This window comes from Novosphingobium soli (genome assembly GCF_042432915.1).
Lineage (GTDB): Bacteria > Pseudomonadota > Alphaproteobacteria > Sphingomonadales > Sphingomonadaceae > Novosphingobium > Novosphingobium soli.
Genome location: NZ_JBHLWK010000006.1, coordinates 358,967 through 371,543 on the forward strand (window position 1 = coordinate 358,967; position 12,577 = coordinate 371,543).

Genomic DNA, 12,577 nt, shown 5'->3' on the forward strand with positions numbered 1-12,577 from the left:
GTCCGGGCCTTCGATGTTGCTCTCCCCGGCCATCAGAATGCCTGCCCGATCGATACGTAGATGTTGATGCGCGATTCACCCGGCTTGCGCCCCAGCGGGGTCGCGACGTCCAGGCGCACCGGCCCGAAATTGGTATAGAAGCGGCCACCGATGCCGATGCCGTAGCGAAGATTGGAGAACTGCGGCGTGGTTTCACGGTAGGCCTGCCCGGCGTCGAGGAACGCCACCACGCCGTAGTTGCCGAAGCGATAGCGGGCTTCGATCGAGCCTTCGTTCAGGCTGCGCCCACCCACGGGGTTGCCGTCCGGCGCCTGTTCGCCCAGGCCCTGGTACGAATAGCCGCGCACCGATCCGCCGCCGCCGGCGTAGAGGCGCCGCGAGGGCGCGATGTCGAACAGGCCCGCGCCCTGGATGGTGCCGAAGCGCAGGCGCCCGGCGATCACCAGGCTGTCGCTTACCGGATAGTAGGCGGAACCGTCGATCCGCGCGCGCACGTAGGGATCGAAGCCGCCGCGGATCGTCGCTTCCGGCTGCACCAGAGCCGTAACACGGAAGCCCTTGGTGGGGTTCAGCAGGTCGTCCGAGGTGTCCAGGCCCACCTGGCCGTTGACGCCGGCGACGTAGTAGGTGCGCCGCTTGCGATCATTGGTGGCGATGTCGTAGTCGGTCTCGGCGGTGCCGAGCAGCTCGACGCCGAAGGCATAGGTGTACCGCTTCTGCCAGATGGGCGTCGAATCCCGGGCGATGCGCGCCGCCAGGCGGCCGGTATAGGCGCTGTACGCATCGTAGTCGTTGTGGAAGGCCTCGGCCACGATCTCGAACGTGCGGTCGCGCTTGCCGGCGTTCGAGCGCCGGAAGGTCACGCCCGCGCCTTGCTGGCGGGTGCCGGCAATGGCGTGGGCGATCAGCGCGCCTTCGGGCGGGAACATGTTGCGGTGGGTCCAGCTCGCTTCCGCGGTGATGCCCTCGCCCGCGGCAAAGCCCACCGATCCCGCGATCGTGCGCGGCGGACCGGCGTCCTGCTTGACATAGAGGTCCACGTACTCCGTGCCGTCCTCCGCCGGCTGGTTGGTCCGGCGCGGCTCCACCGAGACGGTCGAGAACAGGCTCGTCGCGACGAGCGCCTTGCGCAGGTCGTCCACCTTGCGGCTGTCGTAGAGCTCACCGCGCTTGAAGCGGGAGAGGACCTGGATGTGGTCGGCGCCAAAGGCGAGGTCGCCGTCGGTGGTGAAGCCGCCGAACCGCCCGCGCGGTCCCAAGGTGACGGGAAGCGTGTAGGCGCCCTCGCCGGTGTCCGGGTCGAGCAGGATGTCGCGCTGGCCGACCTTGACGAAGGGGTAACCATTCTCGGGCAGCGCCACCGCGACCTTCGCTTCGGCCCCCTGCACCCGCTCGGCCACGATCGGGTCCCCGACCTTGAGCGCGAGGTTGTCGGCGATGAGGTTGGGCGGCACCGTCGGCTCGGCGTCGACCGTGATATCCGAGAACACGTAGCGCTTGCCCGGCGTCACCGAGATCACCGCGGTGAGCGCGGGATCCTCGGCGCCTTCCTGCGCCGGCTCCATCCGGGTGCGCACGACGGGGCTGTACCAGCCCTCGGACGCGAGCACCGTCTCCATGAGCTGGCTGTCCTCGGTCAGCCGGGCGGAGATCATCGCCGTGTTGGCCGCCTTGCCGTCACCCCGCTGCAACGCCGAGACGGCGTTGAATTCGTCCTCGAGGTCGACGTCGGTCTCCTTGTCGGCGAGCTCGAGGCCGCGCAGCTCGGTGCGGTAGCGAACCTCCACCTCCTTGGTGTCGGCCGGCTCATCCTCGGCGATCTGGACCGGGGTCACTTCGAACTGGTCGAGCGGCGGCAGCGGCGCGGTCAGCTCCGCATCGCGTACCGGCGCGTCTCCGACTTCCTCGGCCGCGTCGCCATCGGCCAGCGCCGGGTCGCTCAGCGGCGCCGCCTCGCCCTGCTCCGGCCTTGCTCCGGACTGCTGCTCCGCGATCCGCCGCTCGAAGGCCTCGATGGACTCGAGCGGCTTGTCGATTTCGGGATCGTTGGCGGCATCGAGGTTGGGGACCGAGCTGTTGAACTCGTCGTCGGGGATGATCGGATCGACCTGCGGCAGCGCAGCCTCGGCCGGCGGCGCAGGGACGGGCACGCGGCCGGCTTCCAGGGTGACCCCGACATCCGGGCTGGCCGCCGGCGCCGCATCGCTTTGCTGCGTGCTGGAAGCGGCACTTTCCGGGGCGTCCTGCGCCGCGGCGGGGACGGCGGCAAGGGCCAGCACGAGGGCGATCGCCCCGCTCGCACAACCATCGCCAACACGCAGGGAACAAGCCGCCGGGTGGTCGATTAGCCTGGACATGAGCAACGCGACGAATCACCCCTATGCCGGACCGGCAAGCCCGGCCCCTCCTGAAGATGCCTATCGCACTGGAACGATGAAAGTTCCCTCGTGCGCACAGGGCGGTGATGAATAGCGGTGCAGCCCCTTTCGAGGGCGCCGACCCGGCCTCGCTCCAGGCGCATATGGACGCCACGCCGGGGGGCGACGCGGGAAGCCCCTGGGCCATGCCGCGCGCCGGGTGGATGCGGGTCCTCAAGCGTGTCTGGGTGATGATCGGCTTTCACGAGTTGGGCCTCCTGGCAGCCGGTCTGGCGTTCTACACCTTTCTGGCGCTCACGCCGCTGATCGCCGCCACGGTCATGGTCTACGGCCTGGTCGCGGATGTCGCGATGGTCCGCGAGCAGATGGCGAGCATCGTCAACGTGGTGCCGCCGGACGTCGCGCGCATGCTGGAAGAGCAGCTCATCCGCATCATCTCCACCAACTCGGGCGTCACCGGGCTCGCGCTCGTGATCGCGCTGGTGTTCGCCATCTATGGCGGCATGCGGGCGGCGGGCGGCATGGTGAGCGCGCTCAACATCATCAACGAGGAGCGCGAGACGCGCGGCATGGTCGCGCTCACGCTGCGGACCGGGGGGTTGACGCTGGCTGCCATCCTGCTGGCGCTTACCGGCGTGTTGTCGGGCGGGGTCTTCGCGTGGCTGCAGACCAAGGCGGGCATATACCTGGGCGGCGCGACGGCGCTCCTGTTCAAGGTCCTGACCTGGATCGCGGCGATCGCCCTTGGCAGCACCGGGTTCGCGCTCATCATGCGCTACGGCCCGGACCGGCGGCCCGCGAAGTGGCGCTGGCTGGTGCCCGGCTCGCTGCTGGCGACGCTGCTGTGGATCGCGGTCTCTTTCGGCTTCTCGCTCTACGTCGCCTACATCAGCGACTACAACGCCACGTACGGTTCGCTTTCGGCCATCGTCGTCTTCCTGATGTGGCTGTTCCTCTCGGCCTATGGCATCCTTCTGGGTGCCCTGCTCAATGCCGAGATCGAGCGGCAGACCTTCTGCGACACGACGATCGGCCCGCCACGGCCGATCGGCGAGCGAGGGGCGGTGCTGGCCGACCTAGTGGACGAGGCGGTGCCGTCCAGCGACCAGCTCTCCCGGCACAAGCGCCACCGCGCCGACGCCGTGCGGCGCGCGGCCGATGGCGAGGACGGCGCCGGCTCCTGAACCCTTGCTGCCGTCCGGCGGCCGGTCAGCGGCGCGGCAGGGCCCCGGGGATCGGCGCGTCCGTCCGTCCGGCCGCCCGCACCGAACGGAGCACGAACCCCGCGTAGAACGCCGTCAGCGCCTCCAGCGAGTAATTGGCCATGGCGTCGAGCGGCGAGCCGTCCTCGTGCCGATACCAGTCCGCCCCGCTGTTGAGCATGCGCATGATCGTCGAGATCGTCAGGTAGCTATCGATGCCGGCGTGGAACGCGCCCTCGCGCACCCCGTCGTCGAGGACGGAGCGCCAGGCCTCGAAGGCGTCCTTGCGCGCCTTGATGAGGTAGGCGAACTCTGCGCTGCGGCGGAAGAACTTGCGCTCGTTGAAGATGATCGCATAGGCCTCGATCCGCTCGGCCAGTGCCGACAACTCCTCCGCGATCAGGGTGACGAACCGCACTTCGGCCTCGCAGTCGGCCGAGGCGATGCGCAGCGCGCGCGCATGCTGGTCGAGCACGGCGTCGCGGACGATGTCGTCCAGCATCTCCTCCTTGGTGGCGAAGTGATGGTAGAGGCTGCCGGACAGGATCTGCACATCGTCGGCGATCTGGCGCACGGTCGTCGCCTCGAAGCCGAACTCGGCAAAGCGCCGCGCCGCCGCGGCCAGGATCGCCGCGCGCCGGTCTGCCTGTCCCCGGCGCCGCGCCCCCGCCCTGCGTGCTTCCTTCGCCTCCGAGGCCAACCTGGCTTCCTCCTAAGAACCGTTGCTGCCCCCCCGCCGTAGCAAGCCGCGGCGGACGTGGCGACCCTCCGGCGTTACGATTTACATTGGCTCAAAAGCCGATACGTTCGCCTCCGAAAAGATCGACGGGAGAGGACATCAACTCATGCGCAGCTTCGCATCCGCGCTCGCCTTCCTGGCGCTGGCGCTGGGCTCCACCGCGGTAAACGGCGCCGGACCGGCCGGACCGGCGGCCGCGGCGGCGGCCGGCGCCGGGGACGACTGGACCGCGGTCGGCGGTGCTTCGGACGAAAGCGGATTCTCCCGGCTGGCGCAGATCGAGGCCGCCAACGTGGCGCGGCTGGGCCTTGCCTGGTCGCTGGACTTGCCCGACGAAGTGACGCTGGAGGCAACTCCGCTTGAAGTGGACGGCACGATCTACTTCACGGGCTCGTACGCCAAGGTCTACGCCGTCGACGCCGCGACCGGGAAGGTGCGCTGGACCTACGATCCCGAAGTCTGGAAGCACCATCCCGAGAAGATGGTGTTCTCCTTCGGGGCCAATCGGGGCGTGGCCTACGAGATGGGCGCCGATGGTGTCCCGCGCGTCTTCGCGGCGGCGCTGGACGGCCGTCTCTTTGCGCTCGACGCGCGGACCGGCAAGAGCCTGTGGGTGGTGGAAAGCGTGCCCGAGGGCGCGCTCAACATCTCGACCGGCGCACCGCGCGTGATGAACGGCAAGGTGGTGATCGGCAACGGCGGCGCGGACTTCGGCGCGCGCGGCTTCGTCTCGGCGTTCGATGCCGCCACCGGCCGGCAACTCTGGCGGTTCTATACCACGCCCGGTTCGCCCGAGCAGAACGCCGGCGACCCCGCGCAGGTCGCAGCGGCGAAGACCTGGGGCGACGGCTTCTGGAAGACCACGGGCGGCGGCGGCACGGTCTGGAACGGCATGACCTTCGATGCCGCGAACAATCGCATCTACATCGGTGTCGGCAACGCCGGCCCCTACGATCCGGACAAGCGCGATCCGGGGGGCAAGGGCGACAACCTCTACACCACCTCGATCGTCGCCCTCGACGCCGATACCGGCCGCTACTTGTGGCACTACCAGGAGAACCCGCGGGATTCGTGGGACTACAAGTCCACGCCCAACATGGTGCTGGGCACCCTGCCGATCGAGGGCAGGCCGCGCCGGGTGCTGATGCACGCGCCGACCAACGGGTTCTTCTACGTCCTCGATCCCGATACCGGGAAGCTGCTGAACACGCCGGGCATGACCACGCTGGTGACCTGGGCCCGCGGGATCGACCCCAAGACCGGCCGCCCCATCGAGAACCCGGACATCCGCTACGAGACCGGCCTCACCAAGCTCTGGCCGGGCACCGTGGGCGGGCACAACTGGCAGCCGATGAGTTTCAACCCGCTGACGGGCTATGCCTATATCCCGGTGCAGCAGATCGGTGCCCGCTTCTCGCGCCATGGCGGCTCGGAAAGCGCCTTCAACGTCATGGGCCTGCGGCTGGAGCCGATCGCCGAGCGCGAAGGGGACGGGCACGGCTTCCTTGTCGCCTGGGACCCGGTGGCGCAGAAGAAGGCCTGGGAGGTGCGGCACCCGCACCTCTGGAACGGCGGCACCCTCACCACCGCCGGTGGGCTGGTCTTCCAGGGCACCGCGCAAGGCGCGTTCCAGGCGTGGGACGCCCGCAGCGGCAAGCCGCTCTGGACCTTCGACGCGCAACTCGGCATCGTCGGCGCGCCGATCAGCTACGCGGTGGGCGGTCGGCAATTCGTCTCGATCCTCGTCGGCTATGGCGGGACCACGGCGGCTTACGGCAAGTTCATGGACGTGGGCTGGAAGTACGGGCGCCAGACCCGTCGCCTGCTCACCTTCGCGCTGGATGCCAAGGCCACGCTCCCGCCCGGCGAACCGCCTTCCTTCGAGATCGCCGCGCTGGACGATCCCGCGCTCAAGCTCGACGAGGCGGACGTGGCCGCCGGGCGCGAGCTCTCGGTGCGCTGCGCCGCCTGCCACGGAGTGGGCCTGCAGGCGACCGGCACCCCCGGCCCGGACTTGCGCGAATCCGGCATCGCGCTGGACCTTGCCAGCTTCACCGAACTGCTCCGCTCGGGCGCCCTGATCGAACGCGGCATGCCTCGGTTCGACGGTCTCAGCGAAGCGGAGATCCGCCAGCTTCACGCCTTCATCCGCGCCAAGGCGCGCGAAGCGCTGGGCAAGCGCGCGCGGGACGATTCCGCGCCGATGCCCAAGCTGTGACGCATCGTGCCGGCGATTTGCCCCGGGCGCGGTTGATGGTGGCGTGGGGAACGGCCTAGCTACGGCCCGACATGGGAGATCGGCGGGCCGCGCCCCGCAAGAGGAAGGACGACCAGTATGAGTGATGTTCTCGGCTACAAGGGCAAGCGCGTGATCGTCAGCGGCTGCTTCTCCGGCATGGGCGAAGCCACGGCGAAGCTGCTGGTCTCTCTCGGGGCGGAAGTCCACGGCTTCGACTTCAAGGAAAGCGCCGTGCCGATGGCCTCGTTCACGCAGATCGACCTGCGCGATCCTGCCAGCCTGGAAAGCGCCGTCGGCGGCGTCGGCGGCAAGGTCGATGCGCTGTTCAACTGCGCCGGCCTGCCCGGCGGCGGCGGCTTCCCGCCGATGGACACGATGAAGGTGAACTTCCTCGGCACCCGGCACCTGACCGAGCAGGTCATCCCGCTGATGGGCGACAAGGGCGCGATCGTCTCGATCGCCTCCACCGGCGGATTGGGCTGGAGCCGGCGCATCCCGGTCCACATGCAGCTGCTCGCCACCCAGGGCTTCCAGGCCGGGCTGGACTGGTGCGAGGCCAACCAGGACCAGGTGGCGGAAGGCTACGCCTTCTCGAAGGAAGCGGTCATCGTCTGGACCCAGTTCATGGGCGCGCAGCTGATCAAGAAGGGGATTCGCATCAACTGCTCGCTTCCCTCGCCCACCCAGACCCCGATGATGGCGACCTTCCACGCCACCTCGGGCAAGGAGGTGGTCGACGCCGCGGCCGAACCGCTGGGCCGGTACACCACGCCGGAAGAGCAGGCCGGGCCGCTGGTGCTCATCAACTCCGACCTCGCGGGCGTGGTCAACGGCGTCGTCCTCCCGGTCGACGGCGGCTTCATGGGCGGGCTTGCCACCGGCCAGGTGGACATCAGCAAGATGATGGGCGCGGCGAAGAAGCAGGACGCCTGACGCCGGGGCGCGGGGCGCGGCAGGCGACGGCATCCCGCCCGCTGCCGCAGGCACGACCTTCCGGATGCGCAGGGCACGCGCCCTGCGCAATTCGCACCTCGTCCGCATCGCGCAGCACGCCAGCTTGCGAGCGGCGCCGACCGCAAGGCGCCGCAAGCCGCCCGCCAGGACGACGAGGCCGCTCGGGAACCGGCATGAGGGGTGGCGCTCTCTGGGCATGGACCGAGGCTATCGCGACAGCCCACCTGTAGGAAAATGATTTGTGCCCCGGCACGCGCGGCTCCATCCCTCACCACGAGCCCAGGCCAGGAGACGAGACGATGGACGACGCCGTGACCTACGAGATCGAGGAGGACGGCATCGTCCTCCTCACGCTCAACCGGCCGGATCTGCGCAACCCGATTTCCGATCCGGAGATGGTCGAGGCCCTGACGGCGGCGCTCGCCCGCCTTGATGCCGATCCTGCCGCGCGCGTGGCGATCCTCACCGGCGCCGGCAAGGGTTTCTCCTCGGGCGGAAACATCAACCAGATGAAGCCCGGCGGCAACCTGAACGCCGGTTCGCCTGCCGCCACCCGCCTCAACTACAAGCACGGCATCCAGCGCCTGCCGCTGGCCTTCGCGGCGCTCGAGGTGCCGGTGATCGCGGCGGTCAACGGCGCGGCCATGGGCGCCGGCTGCGATCTCACCTGCATGTGCGACCTGCGCATCGCGGGGGAAAGCGCCAGGTTCGCCGAGAGCTTCGTGAAGCTGGGCCTGATTGCGGGAGACGGGGGATCCTGGCTGCTCCCGCGCGTCATCGGCTGGTCCAAAGCCGCGGAGATGGCGCTGACGGGCGATCCCATCGACGCTGCGGAGGCGCTGGCCTGCGGCCTGGTCAGCCGCGTCGTGCCGGACGCCGAACTGCTGGACGCGGCGCGCGCGCTCGCGCGCCGGATCGCCGCCAACCCGCCTCACGCCGTGCGCATGACCCGCCGGCTGCTGTGGGAGGGCCGGCGCGCCGACCTGCCCTCCCTGCTGGAGATGGCGGCGGCGATGCAGGCCACCGCTCACGCCACCGCTGACCATGCGGAAGCCGTCGCGGCTTTCCTGGAGAAGCGGGCGCCCGACTTCAGCGGCACTTGATCGTGATGTGATCCTGCACTAACTCGCTCACATCATGATGTGAGGTTGAACACTGCAATGGCAAGCGACGTTATCGAGAAGGTCCGCAGGCTCGTCGCCGACGGCGGCATGAGCAAGTCGGGCCTCGCCCGTGCCGCCGGACTCCACGCGAACACCTTGCGTGATTGCACCGAACCCGATTGGAACCCCACCGCAGAGACGCTGGGCAAGCTGGAGCGCGTGCTCTTCGCCAACGACGACCGCGAAGTGCTGGTGCCGATCGAGGAGATCATCGACGAAGCGCGCAACGGCCGCATGTTCATCCTGGTCGACGACGAGGATCGCGAGAACGAAGGCGATCTCATCATCCCCGCCCAGATGGCGACGCCGGCCGCGATTAACTTCATGGCGACGCACGGGCGCGGGCTGATCTGCCTGTCGCTCAGCAGCCAGCGCGCGGACCAGCTGGGCCTCGACCTGATGAGCCGCAACAACGGCACCCGCCACGAAACCGCCTTCACCGTCTCGATCGAGGCGCGCGAAGGCGTCACCACGGGCATCTCGGCGGGCGACCGCGCGCGCACGATCTCGGTCGCCATCGACGGTACCAAGGGCCGCGACGACATCGTCACGCCAGGCCACGTGTTCCCGCTGCGCGCCCGCGATGGCGGCGTGCTGGTGCGCGCCGGCCATACCGAGGCCGCGGTCGACATCGCGCGCCTCGCCGGGCTCAACCCCTCGGGCGTGATCTGCGAGATCATGAAGGAGGACGGCACCATGGCGCGCATGGACGACCTCATCGGCTTCGCCCGTATGCACGACCTCAAGATCGGCACCATCCGCGACCTGATCGCCTACCGCCGCCGCCATGACCGGCTGATCGAGAAGCGCAACGAGCTCACCTTCCACTCGCGCCACGGCGGGGACTGGGTGGCGCGCTCCTACTTCAACCGCGCCACCGGCGACGAGACGCTGGCGCTCATCAAGGGCCGCATCGACGCGACCCAGCCGACGCTCGTGCGCATGCACACGCTGTCCTACTTCGCCGACGTCTTCGGCGAGGATACCGGCGACCGTACCGACCTGCTGCAGCGCTCCATGAAGATGATCGCGCAGGAAGGCTCCGGCGTCATCGTCGTCATCAACCGGCCGATGAACCGCCTTATGTCGCGCGTCATGGAGATCAAGCAGCAGGCCCGCGCCGGCGGCAGCCCTGACCTGGAGGAACTGCGCGACTATGGCGTCGGCGCCCAGATCCTGGCCGAGCTGGGTGTCCACGACATGATCCTGCTCACGAACACGCACCATTCCCTTGTGGCGCTGGAAGGCTATGGGCTGAACATCGTCGGCGAGCGTCCCATCGTCGGCAACATCGAAGGATCGAACTGAACATGGCCCGTTTCCTGATCGTCGAAGCCCGCTTCTACGACCACCTCAACGACATGCTGATCGCCGGCGCGCGCGCGGTGCTGAAGGCCGCAGGGCACAAGGCCGAAGTGGTGACCGTGCCCGGCGCGCTGGAGATACCTGCCGCCATCTCGCTTGCCGACGCCACTGGAGACTACGACGGCTATGTCGCCATCGGCGTCGTGATCCGCGGCGAGACCTACCATTTCGAGATCGTCGCAGGGGAAAGCGCGCGCGGCATCATGGCGCTCACCATGGACGGGATCGCCATCGGCAACGGCATCCTCACCGTCGAGAACGAGGAACAGGCGCTCGAACGCGCCGACGCGGCGCGCAAGGACAAGGGCGGCGAAGCGGCTCGGGCCGCGATCGCGCTCCACGAACTGAAGGAACGATTTGGTGGCTGAAACGAACCCGGTCGACCGCCTTGCCCTCCATCCCGCGCTGGGCGGGATCCCGCTCGTCCTGGGCGGCAACGTCTTTGGCTGGACGATCGACCGGGATCGCAGCTTCGCGGTGCTGGACGCCTTCTTCGAAGCGGGCGGCCGGATGATCGATACGGCCGAAGGCTACTCGGACTGGGTGCCCGGCAACCAGGGCGGGGAGTCCGAGGCGATCATCGGTGCCTGGATGGAAAGCCGCGGCGTGCGTGCCGCGATGCGCATCGGCACCAAGACGGGCCAGGGCGGCGGCCCCAACGTACTCCGGCCGGAGAAGGTCCGGCAGGCGCTGGAAGGCTCGCTGGAACGGCTGCGCACCGACTACGTCGACCTGTACTATGCGCACCGCGACGACCTGACGACGCCGCTGGACGAGGTGGTGTCCGTCTATAACGAGGCTTTCCGCACCGGCCGCGCGCGCGAACTGGGCGCGTCCAACTATTCGGCCGAGCGGCTGTCGGGGATCCGGGCAGTGGCCCGGAAGGCCGGCGCGCAACCTTTCACCGTGATCCAGCCGCACTACAACCTCGTCGCGCGCTCGCAGTTCGAGGGCGCGCTGCAGGACATGGCCGTGCGCGACGATATCGCCGTAATGCCGTACTATGGCCTCGCTGCTGGCTTCCTAACGGGCAAGTACAACAGCCCGGAGGACTGGGCCGGCTCGGGTCGGTCCGGTGGCCTCGATCGCGCCGTCACCGACGGCGCCTGGGCCAAGCTCGACGCGCTGCGCCGCGTGGCCGCCCAGCTTGGCGCCACGCCCGCGCAACTGGCGCTCGCCTGGCTCCGCACGCGCCCCGGCGTCGCAGCCCCCATCGCCAGCGCGACGACCCCAGAGCAGGTGCGCGAGCTTGCCGGTGCCGCGCGCCTGGATCTGCCAGTGGATGTTTGCGATATCCTTGAATAACGCAATTATATGTACATTTGCGTAAGAAGATATGCGTGATAAGCATCAACGCAAAGCGAGCTTTGTCTGATCTTTCTCGAATGTTCACTCTGCGGCGTCCCGCAATTCAACCTTTTCATCCAACCGAGATGGTGTAATCGCCACCCGTCTTTCGATTCTACTCTGAATCGGAGGTAACACTTCAGACATCCTTCGACCATAATATGGCGAGTCGCGAGTGGAAGTCTGGAAACCGGGGTCGATCCGGGCAAGCACCCCGGCGATATGGGAGAATAGTTTCGTGGACTCCTTGGGAACCGCAGGGTTGCTCGCAGCCGACCTCGAACTGCGGTTGGCCGAAGTCGAGGCCGCCGGCGCCTTCGTGGCCGCTGCCCTTCTCGACGCGGCGATCGCGGCACTATGCCGCGAACTTGGGCTCCAGCGCGAAGCGTCCGTTCCGGACTAAGCTCAACAAGACGCGCCTGCGGATGACTGCCTATGGTTCCCTACGCAGGGGACAATTGGCGCGTGGTCGGCAGAGCGACGGCAGCTTTGTGGATCATGATTTCCCTGGCGGGGGCGAAATCATGAACTCCGGTACCTTTTTCAGGAAGGAAGCGGGGTCGGGGGCTGGTGATCCATTCTATGGAGAGCACGGATCAGCTGATGCGAAACCGAGCCAAGGCCATTCGCCTGATCGGTATCGCCAACGAACTGCTTGCCATGGCGCGGGAGCTGGAGATCGGCGAAAGTCCATTTGCCCTCCTCGAATCCTTGAATGGCGCCGCCGGCCTTCGAGCCGGCGGGAAGCCGACGGCCAGCCAGGATCATCCCATCTGGGTGGAACTGGCACGGCAGACGTACGACGACCGCCGACGCCGAACGAAGATCTTTCGTTCGGACGAGCTGTTCGGCGAACCGGCCTGGGACATCCTGCTGGACTTGTTCATAGCTGCCAAGGAGCGGCGGTGTGTCTCTGTGACGAGTGCGTGCATCGGCTCGGCGGTGCCGTCCACCACCGCGCTGCGGTGGATCACGATCCTCGAGAAACAAGGCCTGCTGGTGCGCGAGGCGGACCCGGGGGACGCCCGGCGAGTCTACGTCAAGCTCAGCGCCCGGGGCTATGCCGCCATGCTGGAATACTTTGCTTCCGCATCCCGCTCGGTCGTGCTGCTCGAAGACGCTCCTGGCGTCGCCGCAGCCGCCCGATGATCGGCGCCGCAGCGGCCGTCCCTCCTCTCCCCATGGGAGGG

11 protein-coding genes are annotated in these 12,577 nt (G+C 68.3%); 9 read left to right on the forward strand and 2 right to left on the reverse strand.

Translation table 11 applies throughout. The features are described 5' to 3' along the window. Positions 1 to 32: 32 nt before the first annotated feature. A complete protein-coding gene (locus ACFFJC_RS03660; RefSeq protein ID WP_379486121.1) occupies positions 33 to 2,357 on the reverse strand; it encodes an autotransporter assembly complex protein TamA in 2,325 nt (774 codons plus the stop codon). A gap of 107 nt (positions 2,358 to 2,464) precedes the next feature. Between ACFFJC_RS03660 and ACFFJC_RS03665 the strand changes: the two genes are divergently transcribed. Further along, the gene (locus ACFFJC_RS03665; RefSeq protein WP_379486122.1) at positions 2,465 to 3,562 is read left to right on the forward strand and encodes a YihY/virulence factor BrkB family protein; all 1,098 of its coding nucleotides are present in this window, start codon (positions 2,465 to 2,467) and stop codon (positions 3,560 to 3,562) included. Between the two features lie 25 nt (positions 3,563 to 3,587). Here ACFFJC_RS03665 and ACFFJC_RS03670 read toward each other — a convergent pair whose 3' ends face one another. Continuing rightward, complete coding sequence (locus ACFFJC_RS03670) at positions 3,588 to 4,280, reverse strand: TetR/AcrR family transcriptional regulator (RefSeq protein WP_379486123.1); 693 nt, start codon at positions 4,278 to 4,280, stop codon at positions 3,588 to 3,590. Positions 4,281 to 4,425: 145 nt separating this feature from the next. Here ACFFJC_RS03670 and ACFFJC_RS03675 point away from each other — a divergent pair, with 145 nt between their 5' ends. The 8 genes from ACFFJC_RS03675 (at position 4,426) to ACFFJC_RS03710 (ending at position 12,536) form a co-directional block, all read left to right on the forward strand. Next, positions 4,426 to 6,537, forward strand: a complete 2,112-nt coding sequence (locus tag ACFFJC_RS03675; protein ID WP_379486124.1) for a PQQ-dependent dehydrogenase, methanol/ethanol family — start codon at positions 4,426 to 4,428, stop codon at positions 6,535 to 6,537. A gap of 117 nt (positions 6,538 to 6,654) precedes the next feature. Then, a complete protein-coding gene (locus ACFFJC_RS03680) occupies positions 6,655 to 7,491 on the forward strand; it encodes a coniferyl-alcohol dehydrogenase (protein ID WP_379486125.1) in 837 nt (278 codons plus the stop codon). Between the two features lie 320 nt (positions 7,492 to 7,811). Further along, the gene (locus tag ACFFJC_RS03685) at positions 7,812 to 8,615 is read left to right on the forward strand and encodes a crotonase/enoyl-CoA hydratase family protein (protein WP_379486126.1); all 804 of its coding nucleotides are present in this window, start codon (positions 7,812 to 7,814) and stop codon (positions 8,613 to 8,615) included. A 57-nt stretch (positions 8,616 to 8,672) separates the two neighbouring features. After that, on the forward strand, positions 8,673 to 9,983 hold the full coding sequence (ribB, locus tag ACFFJC_RS03690; protein ID WP_379486127.1) for a 3,4-dihydroxy-2-butanone-4-phosphate synthase: 1,311 nt from the start codon (positions 8,673 to 8,675) through the stop codon (positions 9,981 to 9,983). A 2-nt stretch (positions 9,984 to 9,985) separates the two neighbouring features. Continuing rightward, positions 9,986 to 10,408 (forward strand): 6,7-dimethyl-8-ribityllumazine synthase, encoded by a 423-nt coding sequence (ribH, locus tag ACFFJC_RS03695; protein WP_379486128.1) that lies wholly within the window; start codon positions 9,986 to 9,988, stop codon positions 10,406 to 10,408. Further along, positions 10,401 to 11,345 (forward strand): aldo/keto reductase, encoded by a 945-nt coding sequence (locus ACFFJC_RS03700; RefSeq protein WP_379486129.1) that lies wholly within the window; start codon positions 10,401 to 10,403, stop codon positions 11,343 to 11,345. Before ribH ends, ACFFJC_RS03700 begins: the two co-directional genes overlap by 8 nt. Before the next feature lie 280 nt (positions 11,346 to 11,625). After that, on the forward strand, positions 11,626 to 11,790 hold the full coding sequence (locus tag ACFFJC_RS03705; RefSeq protein WP_379486130.1) for a hypothetical protein: 165 nt from the start codon (positions 11,626 to 11,628) through the stop codon (positions 11,788 to 11,790). A gap of 179 nt (positions 11,791 to 11,969) precedes the next feature. Beyond that, a complete protein-coding gene (locus ACFFJC_RS03710; RefSeq protein ID WP_379486131.1) occupies positions 11,970 to 12,536 on the forward strand; it encodes a MarR family transcriptional regulator in 567 nt (188 codons plus the stop codon). Positions 12,537 to 12,577: the final 41 nt, after the last annotated feature.

What these genes read in the sequence shown, in the direction of transcription:
- ACFFJC_RS03660 (WP_379486121.1), bottom strand. Translation starts at nt 2,357, where the DNA reads ATGTCCAGGCTAATCGACCACCCGGCGGCTTGTTCCCTGCGTGTTGGC.
- ACFFJC_RS03665 (WP_379486122.1), top strand. Translation starts at nt 2,465, where the DNA reads ATGAATAGCGGTGCAGCCCCTTTCGAGGGCGCCGACCCGGCCTCGCTC.
- ACFFJC_RS03675 (WP_379486124.1), top strand. Translation starts at nt 4,426, where the DNA reads ATGCGCAGCTTCGCATCCGCGCTCGCCTTCCTGGCGCTGGCGCTGGGC.
- ACFFJC_RS03680 (WP_379486125.1), top strand. Translation starts at nt 6,655, where the DNA reads ATGAGTGATGTTCTCGGCTACAAGGGCAAGCGCGTGATCGTCAGCGGC.
- ACFFJC_RS03685 (WP_379486126.1), top strand. Translation starts at nt 7,812, where the DNA reads ATGGACGACGCCGTGACCTACGAGATCGAGGAGGACGGCATCGTCCTC.
- ribB (WP_379486127.1), top strand. Translation starts at nt 8,673, where the DNA reads ATGGCAAGCGACGTTATCGAGAAGGTCCGCAGGCTCGTCGCCGACGGC.
- ribH (WP_379486128.1), top strand. Translation starts at nt 9,986, where the DNA reads ATGGCCCGTTTCCTGATCGTCGAAGCCCGCTTCTACGACCACCTCAAC.
- ACFFJC_RS03710 (WP_379486131.1), top strand. Translation starts at nt 11,970, where the DNA reads ATGGAGAGCACGGATCAGCTGATGCGAAACCGAGCCAAGGCCATTCGC.